The following is a 23,289-nucleotide window of genomic DNA, read 5'->3' as shown; positions in this document are numbered from 1 at the left end:
GTCCTTTCGCCGTGACTACGCACGCCGCCGATCCAGAGTTCATCGCGAAATGATCCGCATCGCGGACGCCGTTCTCACGCCACCCCGGAGTCGATGAGTTCGAACGCCCGGACCAGCTCGACGCGGGAGCGGATCTGGAACTGGCGGTAGATCTTCGTGAGCGAGCCCTCCACGGTGGTCACCGCGATGGACAGGTCCCGGGCCACCTCACGGTTCGTGGCCCCCTGCACCACGAGGGCCACGATCCGCTTCTCCATCGGCGTGAGCGGGGTGTCCCGGCGGTTCTGGGTCGGCATGAGCCGGGCGACCTCCCGGGCGAGCCGGTCGACGCCGGTCGTCACCCCCGCGGCGAGGCACGCCTCGGTCGCCTCGTCGAGCAGTGCCCGGGCGGCGCCGCGCCGCCGCCGCCGTCGCTCGATGTCCGCCGCCAACAGCAGGACGCGGTACAGCTCGATGGGCGTACCCAGGGCGCGGCACCGGTCGGCCGCCGAGGAGAGCAGGTCGATGGCGTCATCGGCGCGTCCCTCGGCGAAGGCGAGCACCGCCTCGGCCCGTTGCCGGGCGGCCACGGCCAGCACGGAGGCCGGCTGCGTGTCCGTACCGTGCAGCTCGGCCAGCAGACCGCGCGCCTGAGCCAGGTCGCCCACGGCGGCGTGCGCCTCGACGAGGTCGGCGAGCAGCAACCGGGTCTGGTTGCCGACCGGAAGGCCCCGGACCAGCAGGTGGGCACGGTGCAGGACGGCGACGGCACCGGCGGGGTCGCCCGCGACGAGCCGCCAGGCGCCGAGCTGCTGGCAGAACCGCGCGAGCTTGTCGAGGTCTCCGACCCGTTCCGTCGACGCGATCACCTGCTCGGCCAGCTCGACCGCGCGGGGCAGGCTGCCGGTGGCCGCCTCCGCCTCGGCCAGGGCCCAGGACACCAGGTTCGCGGACGCCGGCTCCACGTCGACCGCCAGTTGCTGGAGCCGGGCCACGGTCGCCAGCGCCGAGGCGCCCCGACCACGCCGCCACTGCACCCGGGCCAGCAGGTGCAGCACCAGTTCGAGCCCGCCGACCGTCCCGCAGTCCTCGGCCAACCGCACGGCCGTCCGCAGCTCGTCGTACGCCTCGTCGTAGCGGTCGTTGTCGTAGTGCTGCCAGGCCAGCTCGTGGTGGATCAGCAGGGCGGCCTCGCCGAGGTCGGTCCGCCCCGCCAGCAGCCGCCTGGCATGGGCCGCCTCCTCGTAACAGGGCTGCCCCAGCCGGGACTTCACCCTCAGCACCACGTGCAGCGCGCGCAGTTCAGCCCGGACGTCGCCGGCGGTGGCCGCGGCATGCGCCGCCCACGAGGCGTCGGCCAGAGCCGCGTCGGTGCGCAGGGCAGCCGCGTGGTGAACCGCGGCGTAGACGCGCACCCACGGTTGCGGCTCCCCGCCGGCCTCGGCCTCCGCGCACGCCGCGGCCACCTGGTCACCCAGCTGCCCGATGGCGTCCCCGCTGGCCTCCAGCACAGCCAGCCAGGCGGACATCCGCAACGGGCGGGGCGCCTCGGCGGCGAGGACCGCCCCGGCCGCCTCCCGCGCCTCGCTGAGCAGCCCGGCCTGGTAGGCGTACCGGGCCTCGGCGAGCTTGCGCGTCGCCCAGCCGGCCCGGTTCGTCGGCGGGGTGCGCAGCGCCGCCATGCCGATCAGTTCCCGGGCCACGCCGGAGGCGCCCCGCCGGCCCGCGAGTTCGGCGGCGGTCGTCAGTGCCGCAGCGACGGTCTCGTCCTCCAGGCCGGTGGCCAGCGCCATGTGGCGGGCCCGATCGATCGGGTCGGTGCTGACCTGGACCAGCCGCGCGTGCATCGCCATCCGGACGATCACCGGGGCGTCGGCGTAGACGGCGGCGCGCAGCAGGGGATGCCCGAAGGCGACCCGGCCACTGCTGTCCAGGTCGCAGATGCCGGCTTCGGACGCGGCGGTCAGATCCGCCTCGGCGGCGTGGCAGCCGGCCTGGTCGAGCAGGGTCAGCGTCGGCCGGTAGGCGGTGGCGGCCATCCGGACGGTGTCGCGGGCGGTGACCGGCAGCAGGGCGAGGCGTTGACGCATCAGGGTGTCGAGGTGCACCGGCACCGGCAGCGGCTGGCCGGGGACCGGCCGTACGCCACTACGGGCGACAGCGGCGGCGATCTCCAGCGCGAACAGTGGGTTCCCGCCGGAGAGCGTGCAGATCCGTTGCGCGATCTGCCGGCCGACCAGCCCACCGGCCCGTGCCATGACGACGGGCACGAGGGCGTCCATCGGCAGCGGACCGACCTCCAGGCTGACCGCGTCCGGCAGGGCCAGTCTCGGTGTCTCGCCGGAGCGCTGCGCGGCCAGCACGCTCAGCCGTCCGGTGCCCAGCCGCCGCAGCGCGAAGGCGAGCACTTCCGCGCTGGCCTGGTCGACCCACTGGAGGTCGTCCATCACCAGCGTGACGGGGGCGGCGTCGGTCATCAGTCGCAGGAGGTCGAGCATCCCGAGGCAGACGCCCAGGGTGTCCAGTTCCTGCCCGGTGGGGGCGCGTCGGCGCAGGGCGAGCTCGACGACCCGGAGGGTCGCCGCCGGCAACCTCTCGAAGTGCTCGGCGGGCACGTCCGCGAAGAGGTCGATCAGCGTCACGAACGGCATGCGCGCGTCGGTCTCGACCGGACTCGCCGACAGGGACAGCCCCGGGCGTTCCCCGATCGTGGTGGCGATCGAGCGGAGTACCGTCGACTTGCCCATGCCCGCGTCGCCCACGAGGAGAACACGGCCGCCGTCGCCCAGCTCCGCCATGACGTGCGTGGTCAGCTCCTGACGACCGGCTACGGGGACGGTGGCCATGGTGTCCTCACCCTCGGGTTGATCAGATCGGCACGCGACCGATCGAGGGGCCGGTCGGCGACGACTGGCTGGTGGCGGCCCGCCGGCAGCAGGGGAAGCGCGGCGGGCCGCCACCAAGATCATTCTCGATTGAGAAGGTACGCCCGGTCCGCGGCGATGGACACGTCCACGTTGGTGCCCTCGGCCAGCGCCTCCCTGGAGTCCTTGCCCGACTCGGTCACCGTGATGGTGCCGCCGGTCGTCTCCACCTCGTAGTCGATGCTCGGCCCGTGGAACGTCGAACGCAGCACCACACCCATGCCGGTCCCGCCGTCGGTGACCGGACAGAGCGTCACCGTCTCCGGACGGACCATGAGGTACGCGTCCATCGAGCCGGCAGCCACCGTCGGATGGGCGGGAACGTTCAGCCGTCGGCCGAGCACCGTCACCGTCGCCCTACCGTCGGCGACGCTCTCCGGCACCGTCTCGACGAAGTTGGCCCGGCCGATGAAGTCCGCCACGAAGACACTGGCCGGACGGGCGTAGATCTCGCCGGGCGTCGACACCTGCTCGACCTTGCCCTTGTTCATCACCACGATCCGGTCGGACATGCTCATCGCCTCGTCCTGGTCGTGGGTGACGTAGATGCTGGTGATCCCGAACATCTTCTGGATGCGCCGGATCTCGGCCCGCATCGCGTCCCGCAGCTTCGCGTCCAGGTTGGACAACGGCTCGTCGAACAACAGCACCTTCGGCTGCACGACCAGGGCCCGCGCCAACGCGACCCGCTGCTGCTGACCACCGGAGAGCTCGTGCGGACTGCGGTTCTCCAGGCCGACCAGGTTCATGCTGGTCACCGCCATCCGCATGCTCTCGGCGATGTCAGCGCGGGTACGCCGTTGCAGCCGCAGGCCGTACGAGATGTTCTCCGCGACGGTCATGTGCGGGAACAGGGCGTAGCTCTGGAACACCATCGCCATCGGTCGGCGCTGGGGCGGCATGTTGTCGATGGCCTTGCCGTCGAGCAGGATTCGCCCGCTGGTGGCGTCCTCGAAACCCGCCACCATGCGCAGCGTGGTGGTCTTGCCACAGCCGGACGGGCCCAGCAGGGTGATGAACTCTCCCGGCAGCACGTCGAGCGCGACGCTTTCGACTGCGGTGACGGTGCCGGCGCGGCTCGTGAAGCGCTTGGTCAGAGCCTCGAGTTGCAGGCGTCCGGTGCTGGGGTCACGGCGTCCGGCAGGGTCGAGCGCAGCGGCCTCGGCGGGCGCGGCGACGGTCATCGTTTCGGCCTTTCAGACTTGGCGGTGCGTTGCAGTGCGACGCCCCCACCGACGATGAGGTGGATGAGCGCGAAGGCGGCCAGGACGAGGACGGTCAGCACCGTGCAGTAGGCGAATGCCACCCCGTACCGACCGGTGCTGGCGGCGCTGAGCACCTGCGACGTGATGATCTTCGTCTCGGGCGTGACCAGCAGCACGATCGTCGACATGGAGGTCATGCTGCGGGCGAAGCTGTAGCTGAGCCCGGTCAGCAGGGCTGGCCTGATCAACGGCAGGGTCACCCAGCGGAACGTCTGCATCGGACTGGCCCCGAGGTCGGTCGACGCCTGCTCGATCTGCGGATGCAGCTGGGTCAGGGCGCCGACCGCCGTGCGTTGGCCCGCCGGCACGCTACGGACCACGTACGCCACGACGATGGCCATCGCGCCACCGGCGATGGCGCTGCCGCCCACCAGGCTGGGGAACACCAGGTAGTCACCGATGTACCGCTCGGGCCGGTAGGCGAGCACGAACCCGATGCCCAGCACGGTGCCCGGCACGGCGACACCCAGGGTGCCGCCGAGGTCGAGCAGCCAGGCGGTACGGCGCAGGTGGCGTACCACCAGCCAGGCGATGACCAGACCGAGGATGGCGGCGACGGGAGTGGCGATGACCGCGAAGGTCAGCGTGTCGAGGACCGCCTCGACACCCACCCCGAACAGCACCTCTTCGAGGTACTCCCAGGTGAACGTGTTGTCCACGCCGAACACCTTGGTCACCGAGCCGACGATCACCGTGCCGTAGAGGCTGACGATGACCGCGGCGGCCAGCAGCGCCAGGCCGTACACCGGCCAGCGGCCCCAGCCGGTGATCAGATGGATGGAGCCGGACGGTCGACCGGTGATGGTGGTACGCACCTTCTTGCTGAGCCACCGCCGCTGGCCGAAGTACATGGCCAGGGACGGCACCAGCAGGATCACGCAGTAGACGGCGGCGCTGGTGGTGTCGTACTCACCGGTGACCGCCAGGTAGGCGCGGCTGGCCAGCACCGTGTAGTCGCCACCGAGCACCAGCGGATTGGCGAGGTCGGCGATCGCCTCCACGAAGAGCAGCAGGAACGGGGCGACGAGCCCGGGAGCCAGCAACGGCAGGATCACCCGGCGCATGATCTGCCAGCGGCTGGCGCCCATGTTCATCGCCGCCTCCTCCAGCGCCGGGTCCAGGGCCCGCATCATGCCGAGCAGGCCCAGGTACGCCACCGGGAACAGCGACAGGGACAGTACGAAGACCAGGCCGTCGAGGCCGTAGATGTCGTACTCCAGCCCGAACAGACCGTTGCTGATCACGCCGCGCCGGCCGTACAGCACCACCGTGGCGGTGGCCACCGCGAACGGCGGGCTGACGATCGGCATCAGGGCGATGACGTGCAGGATCTTCTTACCCGGTACGTCCAGCCGTGCCTGGACGAACGCGAACAGGAACCCCAGTGCGGTGCCGCAGAGCCCGACGAGCGCCCCGAGCACCAGCGTGTTGCGCAGGATGCCGAGGTCGACGGCGGAGGTGAAGAACTCCGCGTACCGGGGCAGCGCGTCCGGCGCGAAGGCCGTGGCCAGCACCGCCACGAGCGGGATCGCCGCGCCGATCACCACCAGCACCGCGCAGATCCCGACCAGTACCCTGAGCCCCGCGCTGAGCCGACGACGCCGCCGGGGCGCGATCGCCTCGGGCGGGGCGGTCACCCCGGGGTCGGACAGCAGCGTGGTCATGACTTCGGCGCCTGCGCGACCTCGGTGTCGAACCGCTTGTTGAGGGCCGACTTCGCCTTACCGGCCGCCACCGCGTCGTACTCCACCATCTTGATGCCGGCCAGCGGGACGACCTTCTCCGACACCTTCGCGTTCGGGTTCGTCGGGAACTGGTACGCCTTGACGGTCGGGCCGATCTCCTGCGCCTCGGTGGTGAGGGCCCAGTCGATGAACTTCCGGGCGCTGGTCTGGTTCTTGGCGTTCGTCACCAGGGCGACGCCGCCGGTCTCGTACCCGGTGCCCTCCGCCGGGAAGCTCACCTTCAGGCCGGGGAAGCCGGCCTCCATGGTGGCCACGCAGTCGTGCGCGAAGATGATCCCGACCGCGACCTCACCACGGGCCGTCATCTGGCCGGGGGCCGAGCCGGACTTGGTGTACTGCAGCACGTTCGGGTGCAGCTTGCGCATGTAGTCCAGCGCCTTGCCCTCGTCGCCGCCGGCCAACTGCACCTGCGTCCAGAGCGTGGTGTACGCGGTGCCCGAGGTCGACGGGTGCGCGATGCCGATGTCCTTGGCGAGCTTCGGGACGAGCAGATCCTCCCACGAGTCGGGAACCTCGATGCCCCGCTCCGCCAGCAGCTCGCTGTTGCTGCAGAAGCCCAGGGCGCCGACGTAGACGCCGGTCCAGGTGCCCTGGGGGTCCTTGTACTTGTCCGGGATGACGCTCGCGTTCGGGGAGACGTACGGCTCCAGGAGCCCCTCGCCGCCGGCTGCGGCGTACCCGTCGGCGGGCCCGCCGTACCAGACGTCGAACTCGGCGTTGCCCTTGCCCGCCTTGATGCGGGCCAGCGCCTCGCCGCTGGAGAGCCGGACGAAGTCGGCCTTCACCCCGGTCGACTCGCTGAACTTCTTCGTGGTGGCGGCGCACCAGTCCTCGGTGGCGCCGCACACCACGTGCACCACGCCGCTGTCCTTGCTGGCCCCGTTACTGCCACCCTCGCGGGCGCAGCCGGCCACGCTCAGCACCGTCGAGGCTGCCAGCACCGCCGCCAGTAGCGACCGGTTTCCCCGCCATCTGTTCGTCGTCACGACGTATCTCCCTACTGAAGCCGCAAAATTCGGTGTGAGCGATGTAACGGCCACGTTAAGGGCGCGTGAACGGGGTACTGGTGACGGTGATGTGAGTGCTGGTGACGCCGCCGTCACCAGGTCGGCGGGGAGGGCTTCCCGTCGGGCGAGTCGGCGGCCATCTCGGGCATCAGGTAGCCGACTCCGCGCAGGGTGCGGATGTACGCCGATCCGCCCGGCATGCCGGCGAGCCGCGACCGGAGCCGATACACCGCGGACTTCACGACGTCCCGCCCCCCGATCAGGTCCGTGGTGCCCCAGACCTCCCGCAGCAGGTCCTGCCACGACTGCGGCACGCCCCGGCGCACCGCGAGGTGGTGCAGCAGCTTGAACTCCGTGAACGGCAGGTCAAGGCGATGCTGTGCCAACGTCGCGGTCTGGGTGGCGGGTTCGATGACCAGTTCCCCGACCCGAATGGTGGCGCCCGTGCCGCGGCGGCGGCGCACCAGAGCCTGGGCACGCAGGGCCACCTCCCGGGGGTGGAACGGCTTGGTGACGTAGTCATCGGCGCCGTGTTCCAGACCGGCGATGACGTCGTCACGCTGGGCCATCGCGGTGAGGATCATGATGGGCGCCTCCGAACGCGCCCGGATCCGCTGACACAGGGTCAGCCCGTCCATCGTCGGCATCATCACGTCCAGCACCACGAGGTCGACCGCGTGCGTCCGGAGCAGGTGCAGGGCGGTGGCACCGTCGTGGGCGGTGAGGACGGTGAAGCCCTGGGTCTCCAGGGCGAACTCCACGATGATCGTCATCTGCGGCTCATCGTCGACGACCAACGCGGTGGGCCCAGCCCCGGGCTGCTCGCCGGGGCCCGTCATGATTTGTCCGGCAGAGTCAGGAGGAAGGTGGTTCCTCGGGTCGACGCCGTATGCACCATGATCTCGCCTCCGTGCAGCTCCACGATGGTCTTGGTGATCACCAGGCCGAGGCCGGTCCCGTCGGCCAACGGCCGGCCCGTGGCGAAGCGGCGGAACAGGCGGTGCCGCTCCTCCCGGGTCATCCCCGCGCCGTCGTCGGTCACGTACACCGCGACACCGGTGTCGATCAGCGTGACGCGTACGTCGAGGTTCCCGCCGGTCGTGGTGAACCGGCTCGCGTTCGACAGCAGGTTGGTCAGAGCCTGGGTCAGCAGCATCGGGTCCGCCGGGATGCGCGGCATCACCTGCGGCAGGTCGAGGCTGATCCGCTGCTGCCGCTGCGTACACAACGGCCGCATCGCGGTCACCACCTCGCGCACCACCACCGAGACGTCCACCTTCTCCAGCTGCGGGGTGAACAGCCCGGCTTCGATCTTGGCCTGGATCAGCAGGCTCTCACACAGCCCGATGACCTGCGTGCACTGCTGATCCAGGACCTGCAGGAAGCGGGCCTGCGCGGGGGTGAGCGGCCCCGGGGTGCCTTCCCGCAGCAGGTCGACCGCGCCTTTGATCATGCTCAACGGGGTCCGCAGCTCATGGCTGAGCGCGGTCACCTGCTCCGCCCGCCGTTCCACCAACTGTTCGAGCTGCGCCAGCTCGGTGGCCCTTGCGGCGGACGTCCGGCGGACGAGTAGCGCCATGATCGAGGCACCGACGAGACCACCGACCACCGAGGCCACCGCCATCCCCCAAGCGGCACCCATGCCCGGCCCTCCTCAGTCGCTGCCCAGCGGTACGCCGAACCCGGTCGCGGCCCGGCGGGGAGGCGCGGATGTCGCGACAACGCGGCAGCCGTGTGCATTGTGACCTTCGATCAGCTCCCCGGCAACGGCCGGGTGGCCCTTGATCATGAGCAGTCTTCGCTGGCCGGGGCCCGGAAGGCACCCGACATCGAGGAGCCGCCCATCCCCGCCGGCACTTCGGCATGGAGGAGGGCGGGCCGTCGAGATCGGCCGACAGATACCCGCGACCGCCGGGTCGGTGCGCCGGCCCGGACCGGGTTCGCGCCGGTACGGCGCCGGGCGGCGGCCGGGACACAGGCAGGCCCGCCTATATTCATCAACAGCTTTGTATCGATGTCGAGAAGATCGCGAGAAGGGCATGGCATGACTCGAGAGACAGCGGGGAGACGGCTGCGAGCGCTCGTGGTCGCCGCGGCCGTCCTGTGCGGACTCGCGCTCGTACCGGCCCAGCCTGCGTCCGCTCAGACCGGAGCGATGATCCAGCCGGTGGGCGGACGGGTCACCGGAGTGCTCTCGAACAGGTGCGGCGGCACCGACAGCGATCACTACGGTGTGGACATCGCGGGAAACAGTGGGATGGCGATCGGCGCCGCCTACACCGGCACTGTCACCTTCGCCGGCTGGGCCTCCGGCGGGGGCAACATGGTGACGATCTCCCACGCCAGCGGTTACCAGACCAGATATCTGCACATGGTGCAGCAGCCCGCGGTCGCCGTCGGGCAGCGGGTCGGGCAGGGGCAGGTGCTCGGGTACGTCGGCAGCACCGGCAACTCCACCGGCCCCCACCTGCACTTCGAGATCCGGCGCAACGGCGCGGTGCACAACATCACCCCGGCCTACTCCTGCGGCGGCACGGTCGCCAAGGGTGCTCCCATCAACCTCGCGTTCGAGGACCTGACGCCGACCGATGCGGTCCCCGATCGGTTCGCGTTCGTCAACTCGGCCGGCGTGGTGTACGCCAAGGACGGCGCGTACGCGCCGTGGCAGGCCATCAACGCCGGCGGAGCCACCAAGGTCGCGCTCAGCGGCAACTGGATCGGCTGGCTGCAGGACGGCAACTTCTACGCCAAGGACGGCATCTACGCCGAATGGCTCACCATCGCCGGAGGCGGACAGGTCAGCGACATCGCAATAAACGGCAACCGGTTCGCATTCGTCAACTCAGCCGGCGTCCTCTACGCCAAGGACGGCGCGTACGCGCCCTGGCAGGCCATCAACGCCGGCGGAGCCACCAAGGTCGCACTCAGCGGCAACTGGATCGGCTGGCAACAGGCCGGCAACTTCTACGCCAAAGACGGCATCTACGCCGAATGGCTCACCATCGCCGCAGGCGGACAGGTCAGCGACATCGCAATAAACGGCAACCGGTTCGCATTCGTCAACTCAGCCGGCGTCCTCTACGCCAAAGACGGCGCGTACGCGCCCTGGCAGGCCATCAACGCCGGCGGAGCCACCAAGGTCGCACTCAGCGGCAACTGGATCGGCTGGCAACAGGCCGGCAACTTCTACGCCAAAGACGGCATCTACGCCGAATGGCTCACCATCGCCGCAGGCGGACAGGTCAGCGACATCGCGGTCAGCGGTCAGGACTGGTTCGCGTTCGTCGGCGGCGGCAACTTCTTCGCCAAGCAGGGCGCCTACGCCCCGTGGTTGACCATGGGCAGCGGCGGGCAGGTCAGAAAGATCGCCATCATCACCTGACGGGCCCACCACGTCCGCCGGGCGGTGCGAGCACAACCCTCGCTCGCACCGCCCGGTGATCATGCACTTGTTATTCGGTGGCCTGGAGCGCCGCGACGGGACTGACCTTGGCTGCCTGCCGCGCCGGCAGCAGCCCGGCAACCACGGTGATCGCCGTCAGCATCAGGAGGATGAGCAGCAGCCGCCCGACCGGGAACATCAGCGGTAGACCGAGGTTCAACGCCTTGAGTGCCAGCCAGGCCGACGGGACGCCGAGCACGAGGCCGAGGACCGACCCGATCAGGCCGTACAGGCCGGACTCCATGCCGATCATCGCCCGCAGCCGCGACCGGCTCAGACCGAGTGCGCGCAGCAGCCCGGATTCCTGCGTGCGTTGCAGTACGGACAGCCCGGTGGTGGTGCCGACGCCGACGACGGCGATCAGAACGGTGAGACCGAGCAACCCCAGTGCCGCGGCGAACAGCGACGACACCTCCGCGTTCTCCTTGTCGCGGGCGTCGGCGAGCACACCCACCTCGCCACCGATGCCGCCACCGATCTGCCGGAAGGCCGCCAGCGCCTGGTTGCGGGCGGCGCCGCCGCCGGTGATGTCGGCGAGCACGCCGGACGGCGCCGTCGACGCGGCACCGAGGCTGTCCAGGTCGGCGGGGGCGAGGACGGCGTCCATCTGCAACGGCGCGTCGTCGGTCAGGATCGCCGCGACGGTGACCCTGGCCTCACGCCCCGGCTCGGCTCGCAGGGTGACGTCGTCGCCGGCCCGCACACCGAGGCTCTCGGCGAGTCCGTGCGCCAGGAGCGCCCGGCCGGGGCCGAGGTCGGCGATCGAACCGCTGGACGCCGTCAGCTTCGCGAGTTCGGGCAGCGCCGTCATGTCGATGTCGATCGCGGCGAACGACACGCTTCCCACGGCGAAGTCCGCCGTCCGGAACGGGGTGACATGGCCGAACCTGGCGTCGGCGCGCAGCCGGGTGAGCACGTCGTCCGTGATCGGCTGTTCCTCGGCGAACATCACCAGATCCGCCGGATTGCGGGCGGCCAGTGACTGGGCCGTCCAGGCCTGCAGGCTGGACAAGCCGACCACGGTGCCGGCGAGCAGTGCGACGCCGAGCGCGACGACCACCGACACGGCGGCTGCCCGCCGCGGCGTGCCTCCGATGCCGCTGACGGCGAGGCCGCCGGTCGGGCCGAGTCGACGCAGGGGCCAGCCCGCGACGGCCAGCACCGGGCGGATGAGCACCGGTCCGAGCGCGATCAGTGCGCCGAACGCCAGCCCGCCCACGCCGACGATGTACAGCAGGCCGGTTGAGGAGCTGTGGCTCTGCTGTCCCGGTTCGGGCAGGGCCACGACGGCCAAGCAGCCGACGCCCAACGAGCCGGCGGCCAGCAGCAGGCCGACGAGCAGCCGGCCCGCGGAGATGCCGCGTTCGGCGGCGACGGTGCCGGCGCTGCGCAGTGCCTGCAGCGGTGCCACATCGGCGGCGGAGAACGCGGGCGCCAGGACCGCGGCGACGGTCAGCAGCACCGCACCGATCACCACCGCCACGCCCGCACCCACCGGGACGCCCGGCGACGAGATGGTGCGCCCGGTGGCCGCGGCGAGGGCCGGGGCGGCGAGCCCCGTGGCGAGCGCGAGCAGCACACCGACGGCCCCCGCGAACAGTCCCACGGCGGCCCCCTCCACGGCCAGGGCCCGCACCAACTGACCGGACTGGGCGCCGATCGTGCGCAGCAGGGCGAGCTGCCGCAACCGCTGGGCGAACACGATCCGGAACGTCGAGGTGGCCACGAGGGCCGCGGCGACCACCGCGATCGCCACGAACATCGCCACCAGCGCGAAGATCTGGTCGTACTGTTCGACGGCCTCCTGGGCCTCCTTGATCCGGATGTTGTCGCCGGTCGTGATGGCGGCGTAGTTGTCCGGATCGCTGGAGAGCATCGCGGATATCTGCTCCTGCACCGCGTCCACGTCGGCGGCGGGCGCGACGAGCACATCGATGCGCTGATAGTCGGGCAGACCGCCCAACGCGGCGACGACAACATCCGGGGCGTACGCCCGCTCGTTGCCGTCCTGCGGCCCGTCGACGACGCCACTCACCGCCACCTTCACCGGCGTTTCGCCCTCCGCGCCGCCGCGCAGCCGCAACGTGCTGCCGGGCGCGGCGCCGAGCCGCTCCGCGACACGGCGGTCCAGCGCCACCTCCCGGTCGCCGTCCGGATAGCCGCCGGCGACGAGCGTGACGCGGGAGAGCGGCCCCGTGCCCGGGTCGGCGATCAGGTCGATGCTCGTGCCGGACGACGCGTCACCGACCCCCAGGACGGCGGTGTTCCGCCCGACCGCCTGGACGACGCCCGGGGTCCGCCGGATCGCTGCCATCTGCGCCGCGGGGATCGGGGTGTCGTCGTCGGTGTGAACGACGAGGCTGACCCCCCTCGGGGTGTCGCTGAACGTGTCCAGGGTGGTTCGGGTGACCGTCTGGTACGTGAGCACGGTGCCGAACACCACGAACGACGCGACCAGCACCGACAGCCCCGTCATGAGCAGCCGTCCGGGCCGGCGCAGGATCCCGCCGAGTTGGGTCCGGAGCACGCTGATGTCGGCCAGGCTCATCGCGCACCGGCCAGGTTCTGCAGCGCGTCGGTGACCGACGCCCGGGTGGGGTCATCGATGTCGTCGACGATGCGGCCGTCCGCGAGCATGACCGCGCGGTCGGCGTACGCGGCGGCGCCGGGGTCGTGGGTCACCATGACGACGGTCTGGCCGAGGCGGTGCACGGAGTCGCGCAGGAAGCCCAGCACCTCGGCGCCGGAGCGCGAGTCGAGGTTGCCGGTCGGCTCGTCGGCGAAGACGACCGCGGGGCGCGACACCAGAGCGCGGGCGAGCGCCACGCGCTGCTGCTGGCCGCCGGAGAGTTCGGACGGCCGGTGGCCCAGCCGGTCCCCGATCCCCAGCACGCCGACGAGATGGTCGAGGAGCTCCGGGGCGACGCGCCGCCCGGCCAGGTCCGACGGCAACGTGATGTTCTGCCGGGCGGTGAGCTGTGGCAGCAGGTTGAACGCCTGGAAGACGAACCCGATCTTGTCGCGTCGGACGGCCGTCAACGCCCGGTCGCTCAGGCCGGTGAGCTCGGTGTCACCGATCGTGATCCGGCCGGACGTGGCGGTGTCCAGCCCGGCCAGGCAGTGCATGAGCGTCGACTTGCCGGAACCGGACGGCCCCATGATGGCGGTGAATCGCCCCTGGCCGAAGCCGACGGTGACCCCGTCGAGCGCGCGTACTCCTGTGGTGCCGGTGCCGTAGACCTTCACCAGGTCGGTCGCCGCGACCGCGGTGGCACCGGGTGTGTCCTGCATGCCCATGGTGGTGCTCCTCGTGGAGGTCGACTCAGAACGCGATGGCGGGGATCTTGAGGTCGACGCCGCTGCCGTCGCAGTGGCCGGTCGCCTCGTTCTTCATCTGTTCGAAGTCCGCCGCGGTCGGCCGCTCTCCTTCACCGGTCGCCCTCACCACCGCCCAGGCGACGTAGCGGCCCACCTCCGTGCTGACGCCCTCGTCCTCGATCCGCGTGTAGCGGATCTGGCGGATCTCCTTCTCCCACTGCTGCGCCTCGGCCTTGCCGGTCGGTGGCGTCTGCGCCCTGTCGATGAGCTGCTGCGCGAGCTCGCAGTCGTCCGTCGACGCCGTGGTGGGGCCGAACCGCTCCTGCCACAGGTAATTGACGCCGAATGCGACAGCGGCCAGGATCACGACCGTCACCATGCCGAGCGTGAGGATTCGGGTCCGGTTGGTGGTCTTCTGCGGGCGGGTGCCGGCATCCATGGGAATCTCCAAGAAGTCGTCGTGCGAACGATGCAATTCTCGGCACCCCGGGACGCCGTCGCATCGACGCACGATCTGACTCCTGGCCACCCCGAGTACGACCCCAGTCGTACGGGACGCGACAGGCTGCCTGCTCAGAGGGCCGGGCGGACCAGGCCGGTCTCGTACGCGAACACGACAGCCTGCACCCGGTCACGCAGCCCCAACTTGGCCAGGATCCGACCGAAGTGGGTCTTCACCGTAGCCTCGGCGACGTACAGCCGTAGCGCGATCTCGGAGTTCGACAGCCCCTCGGCGACCAGTTCCAGCACCTCACGCTCGCGCTTGGTGAGCACGGCGAGCTGGTCGTCGACCCGGCCCGGCGGCGTCAACTGCCCGGCGAAGCGATCCAGCAGACGCCGGGTCACGCTCGGCGCCACGACCGCCTGTCCACCGGCCACCACGCGGATCGCGGTCAGCAGATCCGCCGGCGGCGCGTTCTTGAGCAGGAAACCACTCGCCCCCGCCTGTAGCGCCGCGAAGGCGTCCTCGTCGGTGTCGAAGGTCGTGAGCACGAGCACCTTCGGGCCGCCCGGGCTCGCGCAGAGCCGCCGGGTGGCCTCCACGCCGTCCATGATCGGCATGCGGATGTCCATGACCACGACGTCGACCTGCGTCGTCTTCAGCACCGCGAGCGCTTCGGCACCGTCGCCGGCCTCGCCGACGACCTCGATGTCGGCCCGGGCGTCCAGCACCATCGCGAAACCGGCCCGTACCAGTGCCTGATCGTCAACGAGCAGGACCCGGATGCTCACGCTGCCGCCCTGACCGGTATCACGGCCCGGATTCGCCATCCAGATCCCGACCGGGGCCCGGCGGTGAACTCACCGCCGTACACGGCGACGCGCTCACGCATGCCCACGAGCCCGTTGCCGCCCGAACCGCCCACAGTGGCCGAGCCCGGGTCGGTCGCTCGGCCGCCGCCGTCGTCGACCACCTCCACCACGGCGGTGTCGTCGTGGAACCGCAGCGTGACCGCCACCTTCGCGCCCGGGCCGGCGTGCCGCAGGGAGTTCGTCAGACCCTCCTGGGCGAGCCGGACGATGGTCAACTCGTCCACGAAGGAGAGTCCGAGCGGCTCCCCGTGGACGCACAGATCGACCTCGAGGCCGGCCGCACGGGCTCGACCGGCGAGCGTCTCGAGCTGGCCGAGGCCGACCTGGCGATCGACGGCGGGCCCGATCGGCTCCGTGCCGCGCAGCAGGGCGACGATGTGTTGCATGTCCTCCAGCGCGTCGCGGCCGGTGCCGGCTATGACGCGCATCGCCTCGCGGGCCCGGTCCTTGTCTCGGTCGATCGCGAAGCTCGCCCCGTCCGCCTGCACGATCATCACTGCGAGGCCGTGCGCGACCACGTCGTGCAGTTCGCGGGCGATGACGGCGCGTTCCTCGACGACGGCCAGGCGCGCGAGGTGCGCCCGTTCCCGTTCGCCGGTCGCCGCCCGGTCCGCAATCGCCTCCGCCTTTTCCCGATTGCTGCGCAGAACGTATGCCACCAGCCACAGCGCCACACAGGCGATGAGCAGAGCAGCGTAATCGCCGAACTCCGCGATGCCGAACGCCGGGCCGGAGCGGATGACGACCCGGTCGACGGCGACGATGAGGACGCCCACCACCATGATCGCGCCAGCCACGTACCCGTGCCACAGCTCCCGCCCGTGGATGACCACCGCAGCCATCGCGACCAGCACGGCCACGTCGTAACCCGTCGAGATGCCGGGACAGACGAACACCTGCAGCAGTGCCAGGGCGGAGACGCCGGCCATCACCCGATTCGGCGAGTACCTGCGGAAGACCAGCGCCACCGCCATGGCGAGACCTATCAGCATGTCCTGCGGCGAAACGGATCGGTACTGCACCGAGACGGTCGCGACGACCGTGGCGATGACCAGATCCCACAGAGCCCAGCGCCACGGCGCCGACGACACCCCGGTCACCATGTCCGCCAGAATAGTGCCTCAATGTCCTACCGCCGACCGGCGGGCATGGTGAGGACGTACCGTTCGCGCCCGCCACCTCTTCGCGAAGGCCTCGACCTGGCACTGCATTTCAAGCTCCGCCTGGTTCGGTGCGGCGGCTCGGACAGGTGCGGCGGCTCTCCGAGCACGCCGAGTACAGCGGGTGCGACTTCGCCCGGCGGACCTGGACGGGGACTGGAGCCTGCCGGTTTCCACCGGGTCCTGAGGGTCGCCTCAGCGCACCTGAAGCTCGAACAGGGAGTAGCCGTACTCGTTGAAGCGCTGGGTGCAGTACACCCGGACGTAGCGGCCGGGCACCTGGCCGGCGGTGACGCTGACGACCCCGCCCTGGCCGGTGGAGGTGGAATACACGGACTTCCACGTCCTGCCGTCCGTCGAGACCTCCACCCGGTAGCGCACGGCGTGCGCCCGTTCCCAGCTCAGCACGATCTCGCTGATCTGCCAGCGGGCGCCGAGGTCCACGATTAGCCACTGCGGGTCGCTGAAGCCACTGCTCCACCGGCTCGCCGGGTCGCCGTCGACGGCCTCGGCCGCGCCGAAGAGCACACCCTCCGAACTGGAGGCGGTGGCGCTGCGGCCGAGGGCCAGGTTGCGGCCGGTCGGGTTGGCCGAGGCCGAGACGGTGGAAACGGATGGGCCGGCGGAGGGCGAGGCGGTGGAGGTGGAGGTGGATGGGCCGGCGGAGGGTGACGCTGGCGGCGTCTCCCGGACGGACGCGTCCACCGACGGGCTCGGGCTGGCGGAGAGCGGGGCCGGTGGGGCGGGTGGAGAGCCGGCCGGCGCCGACGGGGAGGCAGCGGCGCTGGTCCTGATCGGCGTCAGAGAGGCTGGCTGCGGATCGGCGTCCCGGTTGCGCAGGAGGCCGGCGGCCGTCAGCCCGGCGAGCACGAGCAGCGCGGCGAGGACGGCCGGCAACAGGAGGTGCCGGCGACGCCTCGGCGGAAGGTGCCGGCGGTGCCTCGGTTCGGCGGTCGTCTGCGAGAGCGGGCGCGAGACGGGCTTCTCGCCCAGCAGCATGGCGCGCAGTGCCGGCGCGGTCGGCCGGTCCGCGGGATCCTTCGCCAGGGCCAGCAGCACCGGAGCGCGCAGCGACTCCGGCAACCCGTCCAGGCACGGCGGCTGGGTCAGGATGCGGCTTGCGGTCGCGGAGGCCGAGTCACCGAGGAACGGCGTGCGGCCCGTGCCGGCGTACGCGATGACGCAGCCCCACGCGAACACGTCGGCCGCCGAGGTCACCGACGTCCCCGGCTCGTCGGACAACTGCTCCGGCGCCAGGTAGGCGACCGTGGCGTCCGTACGGATGTGGTGGCTGGTCGCCTCGAACGGCCGGGCGATGCCGAAGTCGATCACCTTGGGGCCGCCCGGTGGCAGCAGGACATTGTCCGGCTTCAGGTCGCGGTGGATGACCCCCGCGCCGTGCATGCCGGTCAGCGCGGTGGCGACCCCCACCGCCAGCGAGTGCAGCGCGCCCCCTCGCAGCGGACCCCGCTCCGCGACGACCTCGTCCAGGCTCGGGCCGTCGATGTACTCCACCACCAGGTAGGGCGGATCGTGGTCAAGGTCGGCGCCGATGAACTTGGCCGTGCAGAACGGCGGCACCTGCCGGGCCCGTTCAGCCTCGCTGCGGAGCCGGCCGATGAACTCGGGATCGGCGGCGAGGTCGGCGGCGATCAGTTTGATCGCCACCTCGCTGCAGTCCGCGTCCTTGGCGAAGTAGACGACCCCCGGGCCGCCGGCGCCCAGCCGGCCGACCAACTGGTATCCCCCGAGTGTGGCGGAGTCGACCGGAAGCAGCGGACCCACGCGGTGAGCGGTGTCCACTGTATCTCTCCCCACTCGCAGCAAATTCGCTACGTTATAGCAGGTCGCGGCAATGATCCGCAATGCGCCTGGCCTTCACGTGCCGCTCCGGCGGGCCACCGGGAGTCCGGGGGCGGACTGCGGCGTGCCGAGGGCCGCCGCCAGAGCGTGGCCCGCCCCGCCCGTCCCCCCGGCCGCCACGACGCCGTACACGAACCGGTCCGGCCGCAGCACCACCGCCTCGACGCGGTGCCGGCGCAGCCAGGCACTGATCGTCCCGTCCACATCGACAAGGTCGACACGCTCCGCCCCGCCGTACCCGCAGGCCGGCGGCAGACCTTCCGGCGCGGTGCCCGCCTGGTGCACGACGGCGAAACGCACCGCCGGCTCCCGCCACTCCCCCCGCGACGGCTCGACAGCTCCGCCGAACCCGAGCACGGCGAAGCCGGCACCGAGCGTCTCGTCGAGAAGGTGCGGCGCGGGCATGGCCGCCGTCGCGACCCGAGGCTGGGGAAACATCGTCCCGACACCGCCGTCGCACCGACCGCCCGCCATCAGCCCGGTCGGGTACGCCGGCAACGGCTTGAACTCGAAGTGCCAAACGAACCGGCGTATCCGGGGGACGGTCTGAAGGACCCCCAGTGCGCTGTCGCGCAACCACGCCGCCGACCGGCTCCGCACCCGGAAGACCCGTCCCAGCCGTGCGCTCGTCCGGGCCATCGCCGCAGCGTGTGGACGCCGCTCGATCTCGTACGTCTCCAGCAGCGTCGCGTCGGCGTCACCGGCGAGGACCAGGGCGAGCTTCCAGCTGAGGTTCGCCGCGTCCCGCAGCCCGCTACAGAGCCCTTGACCCAGGTACGGGGGAATCTGGTGGGCGGCGTCGCCGAGCAGGAAGACCCGGCCGACGCGCCACTGCCGTGCGACGAAGTGGTGGTAGGTGTTGACCACCGCGCCGGTGACGGCGAAACGCGACGGGTCGACGTACGGCTCCACGAGTGTGCCGATGGTCTCCGGCCGACGCATCTCGTCGGCGGTCTCCCCGGGGCGCAGCATGAACTCCATCCGGTAGCTCCCCTTCGCCCCGGGTGACGCGAAGGCCGGACGCCGCCAGTCGCAGACGAACGTCGTCCGCTCGACGCGGATTCCGTCCGGCGCCACATCCCCTGAGATTTCGAGCCAGGGCTCCACGTAGCTGGAACCCACCAGGCCGATGCCGGTGGCGGCGCGGGTGGTGCTGCGGGCGCCGTCGCAGCCGAGCACGTAGCGGGCCCGCACCATCCGGCTCTCGAGGGTGATCATGTCGCGCAGGACCAGGGTCGCCCCCTCGGTGTCCTGCCGCAACGCCACCAGCTCGACACCGAGACGGAGGTCGACGTGGTCGAAGCGGCCCAGGCCGGCGCGGAGGGTCTGCTCCAGCGACCGCTGGTCGACGAAGCCCAGCGGAGGGTGGCCGAGGCCGAAGTCCACCTCCGCCAGCACGACGGTTGCGAAGGCTCGTCCCTCGCGGTTGACGTACTCGGCGACCGGGACCGGGTGCATGTCGCGACTCACCTGCTCGACGAGGCCGGCCTGCTGGTAGATGCGCAGCGCCTCGTCGTCGCAGAAGAGCGCGCGCGGGCGGCCGTGCGGCGACGGGTTTCGCTCGATGACCAGGGTGCGGACCCCGCGGGCACCGAGCAGGTTGGCGGTCAGCGCGCCGACGGGTCCGCAGCCGATCACCGCGACGTCGACGTCGTAGACCTTCTCCTCAGCCGGGGGCATGGGGCGTCTCCTTCCGGCAGGACCCCGCGACGTCCGCCGGCGCTCCTGCCCGTCAACGACACCAGGCGGGCGTAGAGGTCATGTGGAGACCGTGTGGAGGTCACCCGCCGCGGGTCAGCCGGCCCGGTGGCGATCCGTGTCGTCCGGCCCGGCCCGCGTCGGTCGGCGCGAGGGCGCCGGTGGAGCCGTCTCGGGGAAGCTGTCCAGCAGCAGCCCGGCGCCCTGCTCGACGGCAAGCCGGACGCCGGCACGCAGTTCCACCGGGTCATGGCGGGCGGCGCCGCGGATCCGGTGCAGTTGGGCGACGCAGACCCGCTCCCCCAACTGCTCCGCCACTGACAACGCCTGCTCGGCCAGTTCCGCCGCGGTGGTCCGCTCCCCCGCCACCAGGTACGCCTCGGCGACTGCGCACAGCGTGATGGTGCGGGTCGAGCGCAGCCCAGGACGGTAGATCGCCTCGCCGGCGGCCCTCATCGCCGGCAGCCGACCACGGTCCCCGCCATAGGCGGTGGCCCACTCGGCGAGGAACTCGCCGGTCGTCACGAAGTGCGGCAGCCCGGTCGCCGCGCCGGCCGACCGGCACTGCTCCGCCGCGGCACGTACCCCGGGGACGTCGCGTTCCTGCAACGCCCTCCAGCCGTCGAAGAGTGCCGCGTTGGCACGGCCGTGCGGATCGTCGACCTGGTCGGCGAGAATCTCGGCGGCCCGGATGTCCTCCCGAGCCGCCGCGCTGCGGCCCCGCAGGGAGCGGACCAACGCCCGGAAGTTGTGGGCGGCCAGCGCCGGCCGCCGGCCGACCTGCCGGCCGAGCAGCCGCAGGTCCACCTCGCTCAGCCGGTCCACCGCAGCCGTGAGATGCCGCTCCGCCTCCGGCAGCCGGCCGGCGAAGTAGCCGACCACGCCCAGGAGGTACTCGCCTGCCGCGCTGATCAGGCCGGTGCCGTCATCCTCGACGGCGCGGAGCCGCCGGGCGAGGTCGGCGCAGACCCCGAAGTCGGCCCGGTTGGCGGCCAGCTCACCCAACGCCCACAGCGCCGGCCGCAGATCCACCTCCGGCCCTACCATCGCCAACAGCTTCCGGGCCCGGGAACAGACCTCGTCGACCGGGTCGCTGCCGATCCCCGCGGTCATCTGGAGCAGGGCTGCCCGGTGCAGCTGGACCGTCAGTTCGGTCCGCGCCGTCTCCGGCGAGACCGCCGAGTTCGGGGCGAGCCGCCGCGCGGCGCGGCCGAGGTGACCGAGGGCGTCCTCGTACGCCACCCGTCCGGTCGCGTCGTCGGCGGCGACCAGTGACCAGCGGAGATGGTCGTCGCCATGGCCGAGTCCGACTGCCTGGCCGTAGTGGTGGGCCAGTTCGGCGGGGGCAAGACCGCTGCCGGCCCGCTCGCCGGCGGTGGCGAGCCGGGCGTGCAGCGCGGCCCGACGCGGAGGCGCCAGCTCGGCGTAGGCCACCTCGGCGAAGAGCTGATGGCGGAAGCGCACCTTGCCCGGCCCCGCCTCGGCGACGAGCGCACTGGCGTATGCGGGCACGAGCCGCTCGCCCGCCTTCTCCACCGGCGTGCCGAGGACCGCCGCCAGCACGTGCAGATCGAGTTCGTGTCCGGCGACGCTGAGCAGGTCGAGGCAGTCCCGGGCCGCCTCCGGCAGATCGTCGAGCCGCAGCCGGACGGCGTCCCGAACGGTCGCCGGCAACTCCACGTCCGCCGGATCGGCCCCCGACCGGAGCAGCTCGGTGATGAAGAACGGATTCCCGCCGGTACGGGTCACCAGCCTCGCCACGACCTCGTCCGGCGGACGCACCCCCGTGCCGGCCGTCAGCAGGATCGCCACCGAGGACGCGTCCAGGCCCCTCAGCGCCAGCCGGGTGAAGTTCCGTTCCCGGGCCAGTTCGGCAACGGTCGCCAGGAGCCCGGCACTGCGGTGGTACGGCCGCGACGTGACCAGGACGAGGGCGCGGGTGCCCGCCAGGAGCGGGGAGAGGAACCGCAGCAGCAGCAACGAGTCCGGATCGGCGGCGTGCAGGTCGTCCAGCACGAGGAGCAGCCCCCGCTGCCGGGCCACGGCCCGGATCAGGTCGGCCACCGCCTCGTACGCCCGGAACCGCGCCGCCGGGTCGAGTTCGGCGCCCGACGTGGTGAGCGGCTCGGCGGCGAACCCGCCCAGTGACCGCGCCTTCCCTGTCTCGCCTGCCTGCGGCATCGCCCGCAGGCTCCGCACCACCTGGGTCCACAGCCAGAACGGGGGCGCCTGCCCGACGTTCGGACACCTCCCCCACACCACGGGAGTCCCGGACGTCGCGGCCCTGGCGCTGACCGCCGCAGCGAGGCTGGTCTTGCCGATCCCCGTCTCACCCACGACGGCGACCAACCGGCCCTCGCCGTGCACCGCCGCGACCAGCGCCGCACCCAGCCGCGCCAGCTCCGCGTCACGCCCCGCGAGCGCGCCCGGCACCTCGACCGAGGCCAGCCCGCCGCCCGGTGCCCCGACGCCAGAGGCCGTGCCGTCCGATGCCCCGAGGCCCAGGGCCGTGCCGTCCGATGCCCCGATACCGGGGGCCATGCCGCCCGGGGCCATGCCGCCCGATGCCCCGATACCGGGGGCCATGCCGCCCGGGGCCATGCCGCCCGATGCCCCGACGCCGGGGGCCGTGACCGGGCATGCTCCCACGCCAGCTTCGGCCGGCCTGCCCGGCGCCTCGCCGGACGTCACGGCGACGTGCCGGACGCCGCCCGCCACCGGCGGCCCGGCCACCGTCCGGGGAGTTTCCCGTACGAGCTCCGACGGGGCGGGCGCGGGCGCCGTCGCCGCGGGCACGGCCTGGTCCAGCACGAGCCGGTGTGCCTCGCGTAGTTGCCCGCCCGGATCGAGCCCGTACTCGCGGGCCAACAGCCGTCGGCCCTCGTCGTAGACGGCGAGTGCGTCGGTCTGCCTCCCGGACCGGTACAGCGCCAGCATCAGCTGTGCCCGGGCCACCTCCCGCAGCGGCTGCGTGGCCACGAACCTGCGCAGCTCCGGCAGGAGCGTCTCGTGCCGGCCGGCGGCAAGGCCCGCCGTGAGGCGTCCCTCCTCGGCACCGAGACGCAACTCGGCCAGCCGTGCCGCCTCGGGACGTACCGCGTCCAGATCAGCCGCAGTGGTCAGCGGCTCGCCCCGCCACAGCGCCGACGCCGCGCGGTAGCACCGCTCGGCCGCCGCGGCATCGCCCGCCGCGAGCAGTTCCGCCGCCTGGCCGACCAGACGCTCGAACCGGACCGCGTCGACGGTGTCCGGCGCGATCCGTAGCTCGTACCCCTTCGGATGGCCGACGAGAATTCCGCCCGGCCCGCGATGGGCGCGCTGTGGCTCCAGGGCCCGGCGCAGCCCGGCGACGTACGTGCGCAGGGTCGTCTGACCGCTGACCGGCGGCCGGCCGTTCCACAACGCGTCGACGAGCCAGTCGGCGGCGGCGAACCGGTTCATTCGCAACAGCAGCAGGACCAGCAACGCCTGCTGCTTGGGGCCGCCGGCCGCCACCGGTTCGCCGTCCCGGACAACCTCAAGCGGACCCAGCACGTGGAACCGCACACCATCACCACAACGCCCACCCACGTCC

General features: G+C 71.9%; 15 protein-coding genes. 1 reads left to right on the top strand and 14 read right to left on the bottom strand.

Features of this window, described 5'->3' with window-relative positions; genetic code table 11:
- Window positions 1-74 precede the first annotated feature (74 nt).
- The 6 genes from OG617_RS26205 to OG617_RS26180 form a co-directional block, all read right to left on the bottom strand.
- Window positions 75-2,825: an AAA family ATPase gene (locus OG617_RS26205; RefSeq protein WP_405095596.1), complete on the bottom strand. Its 2,751-nt coding sequence runs from the start codon at window positions 2,823-2,825 to the stop codon at window positions 75-77.
- Window positions 2,826-2,944: 119 nt separating this feature from the next.
- The gene (locus tag OG617_RS26200; RefSeq protein WP_405095595.1) at window positions 2,945-4,087 is read right to left on the bottom strand and encodes an ABC transporter ATP-binding protein; all 1,143 of its coding nucleotides are present in this window, start codon (window positions 4,085-4,087) and stop codon (window positions 2,945-2,947) included.
- The gene (locus OG617_RS26195) at window positions 4,084-5,832 is read right to left on the bottom strand and encodes an ABC transporter permease (RefSeq protein WP_405095594.1); all 1,749 of its coding nucleotides are present in this window, start codon (window positions 5,830-5,832) and stop codon (window positions 4,084-4,086) included. Before OG617_RS26195 ends, OG617_RS26200 begins: the two co-directional genes overlap by 4 nt.
- Window positions 5,829-6,899: an ABC transporter substrate-binding protein gene (locus OG617_RS26190; RefSeq protein WP_405095593.1), complete on the bottom strand. Its 1,071-nt coding sequence runs from the start codon at window positions 6,897-6,899 to the stop codon at window positions 5,829-5,831. Before OG617_RS26190 ends, OG617_RS26195 begins: the two co-directional genes overlap by 4 nt.
- Before the next feature lie 113 nt (window positions 6,900-7,012).
- Window positions 7,013-7,759 carry a response regulator transcription factor gene (locus OG617_RS26185; RefSeq protein ID WP_405095592.1) on the bottom strand — a complete coding sequence of 249 codons (747 nt, stop codon included), beginning with the start codon at window positions 7,757-7,759 and terminating at the stop codon, window positions 7,013-7,015.
- Window positions 7,756-8,562: a sensor histidine kinase gene (locus OG617_RS26180; protein WP_405095591.1), complete on the bottom strand. Its 807-nt coding sequence runs from the start codon at window positions 8,560-8,562 to the stop codon at window positions 7,756-7,758. Before OG617_RS26180 ends, OG617_RS26185 begins: the two co-directional genes overlap by 4 nt.
- Before the next feature lie 99 nt (window positions 8,563-8,661).
- Here OG617_RS26180 and OG617_RS26175 point away from each other — a divergent pair, with 99 nt between their 5' ends.
- Complete coding sequence (locus tag OG617_RS26175) at window positions 8,662-10,302, top strand: M23 family metallopeptidase (RefSeq protein ID WP_405095590.1); 1,641 nt, start codon at window positions 8,662-8,664, stop codon at window positions 10,300-10,302.
- Between the two features lie 70 nt (window positions 10,303-10,372).
- Here OG617_RS26175 and OG617_RS26170 read toward each other — a convergent pair whose 3' ends face one another.
- The 8 genes from OG617_RS26170 to OG617_RS26135 all read right to left on the bottom strand — a co-directional run bounded on the left by OG617_RS26170 (window position 10,373) and on the right by OG617_RS26135 (window position 23,261).
- Window positions 10,373-12,910, bottom strand: coding sequence for an FtsX-like permease family protein (locus OG617_RS26170; protein WP_405095589.1), 2,538 nt, complete (start codon window positions 12,908-12,910; stop codon window positions 10,373-10,375).
- The gene (locus OG617_RS26165) at window positions 12,907-13,659 is read right to left on the bottom strand and encodes an ABC transporter ATP-binding protein (RefSeq protein WP_405095588.1); all 753 of its coding nucleotides are present in this window, start codon (window positions 13,657-13,659) and stop codon (window positions 12,907-12,909) included. Before OG617_RS26165 ends, OG617_RS26170 begins: the two co-directional genes overlap by 4 nt.
- A gap of 25 nt (window positions 13,660-13,684) precedes the next feature.
- On the bottom strand, window positions 13,685-14,119 hold the full coding sequence (locus OG617_RS26160) for a hypothetical protein (RefSeq protein WP_405095587.1): 435 nt from the start codon (window positions 14,117-14,119) through the stop codon (window positions 13,685-13,687).
- A gap of 134 nt (window positions 14,120-14,253) precedes the next feature.
- On the bottom strand, window positions 14,254-14,952 hold the full coding sequence (locus tag OG617_RS26155; RefSeq protein ID WP_405095586.1) for a response regulator: 699 nt from the start codon (window positions 14,950-14,952) through the stop codon (window positions 14,254-14,256).
- Window positions 14,910-16,097 (bottom strand): sensor histidine kinase, encoded by a 1,188-nt coding sequence (locus OG617_RS26150; protein WP_405095585.1) that lies wholly within the window; start codon window positions 16,095-16,097, stop codon window positions 14,910-14,912. The genes OG617_RS26155 and OG617_RS26150 overlap by 43 nt, the downstream gene beginning before the upstream one ends.
- Before the next feature lie 252 nt (window positions 16,098-16,349).
- Window positions 16,350-17,957, bottom strand: coding sequence for a serine/threonine protein kinase (locus tag OG617_RS26145; protein WP_405095584.1), 1,608 nt, complete (start codon window positions 17,955-17,957; stop codon window positions 16,350-16,352).
- A gap of 75 nt (window positions 17,958-18,032) precedes the next feature.
- Entirely contained in the window at window positions 18,033-19,697 is a 1,665-nt protein-coding gene (locus tag OG617_RS26140) for a bifunctional 3-(3-hydroxy-phenyl)propionate/3-hydroxycinnamic acid hydroxylase (protein ID WP_405095583.1), read from the bottom strand.
- Window positions 19,698-19,811: 114 nt separating this feature from the next.
- Window positions 19,812-23,261, bottom strand: a complete 3,450-nt coding sequence (locus OG617_RS26135) for a BTAD domain-containing putative transcriptional regulator (protein ID WP_405095582.1) — start codon at window positions 23,259-23,261, stop codon at window positions 19,812-19,814.
- Between the last annotated feature and the right edge of the window lie 28 nt (window positions 23,262-23,289).

Source organism: Micromonospora sp. NBC_01412 (assembly GCF_045040215.1).
In the GTDB taxonomy this organism is placed as follows: domain Bacteria; phylum Actinomycetota; class Actinomycetes; order Mycobacteriales; family Micromonosporaceae; genus Micromonospora; species Micromonospora rubida.
The sequence above is the reverse complement of the archived record's forward strand: the minus strand, read 5'-3'. Positions and strand labels throughout refer to the sequence as shown.

Coding starts and splice junctions, on each gene's coding strand:
- OG617_RS26200 (WP_405095595.1), bottom strand. CDS start 4,087: ATGACCGTCGCCGCGCCCGCCGAGGCCGCTGCGCTCGACCCTGCCGGA.
- OG617_RS26195 (WP_405095594.1), bottom strand. CDS start 5,832: ATGACCACGCTGCTGTCCGACCCCGGGGTGACCGCCCCGCCCGAGGCG.
- OG617_RS26170 (WP_405095589.1), bottom strand. CDS start 12,910: ATGAGCCTGGCCGACATCAGCGTGCTCCGGACCCAACTCGGCGGGATC.
- OG617_RS26185 (WP_405095592.1), bottom strand. CDS start 7,759: ATGACGGGCCCCGGCGAGCAGCCCGGGGCTGGGCCCACCGCGTTGGTC.
- OG617_RS26160 (WP_405095587.1), bottom strand. CDS start 14,119: ATGGATGCCGGCACCCGCCCGCAGAAGACCACCAACCGGACCCGAATC.
- OG617_RS26155 (WP_405095586.1), bottom strand. CDS start 14,952: ATGGCGAATCCGGGCCGTGATACCGGTCAGGGCGGCAGCGTGAGCATC.
- OG617_RS26165 (WP_405095588.1), bottom strand. CDS start 13,659: ATGGGCATGCAGGACACACCCGGTGCCACCGCGGTCGCGGCGACCGAC.
- OG617_RS26150 (WP_405095585.1), bottom strand. CDS start 16,097: ATGGTGACCGGGGTGTCGTCGGCGCCGTGGCGCTGGGCTCTGTGGGAT.
- OG617_RS26180 (WP_405095591.1), bottom strand. CDS start 8,562: ATGGGTGCCGCTTGGGGGATGGCGGTGGCCTCGGTGGTCGGTGGTCTC.
- OG617_RS26140 (WP_405095583.1), bottom strand. CDS start 19,697: ATGCCCCCGGCTGAGGAGAAGGTCTACGACGTCGACGTCGCGGTGATC.
- OG617_RS26205 (WP_405095596.1), bottom strand. CDS start 2,825: ATGGCCACCGTCCCCGTAGCCGGTCGTCAGGAGCTGACCACGCACGTC.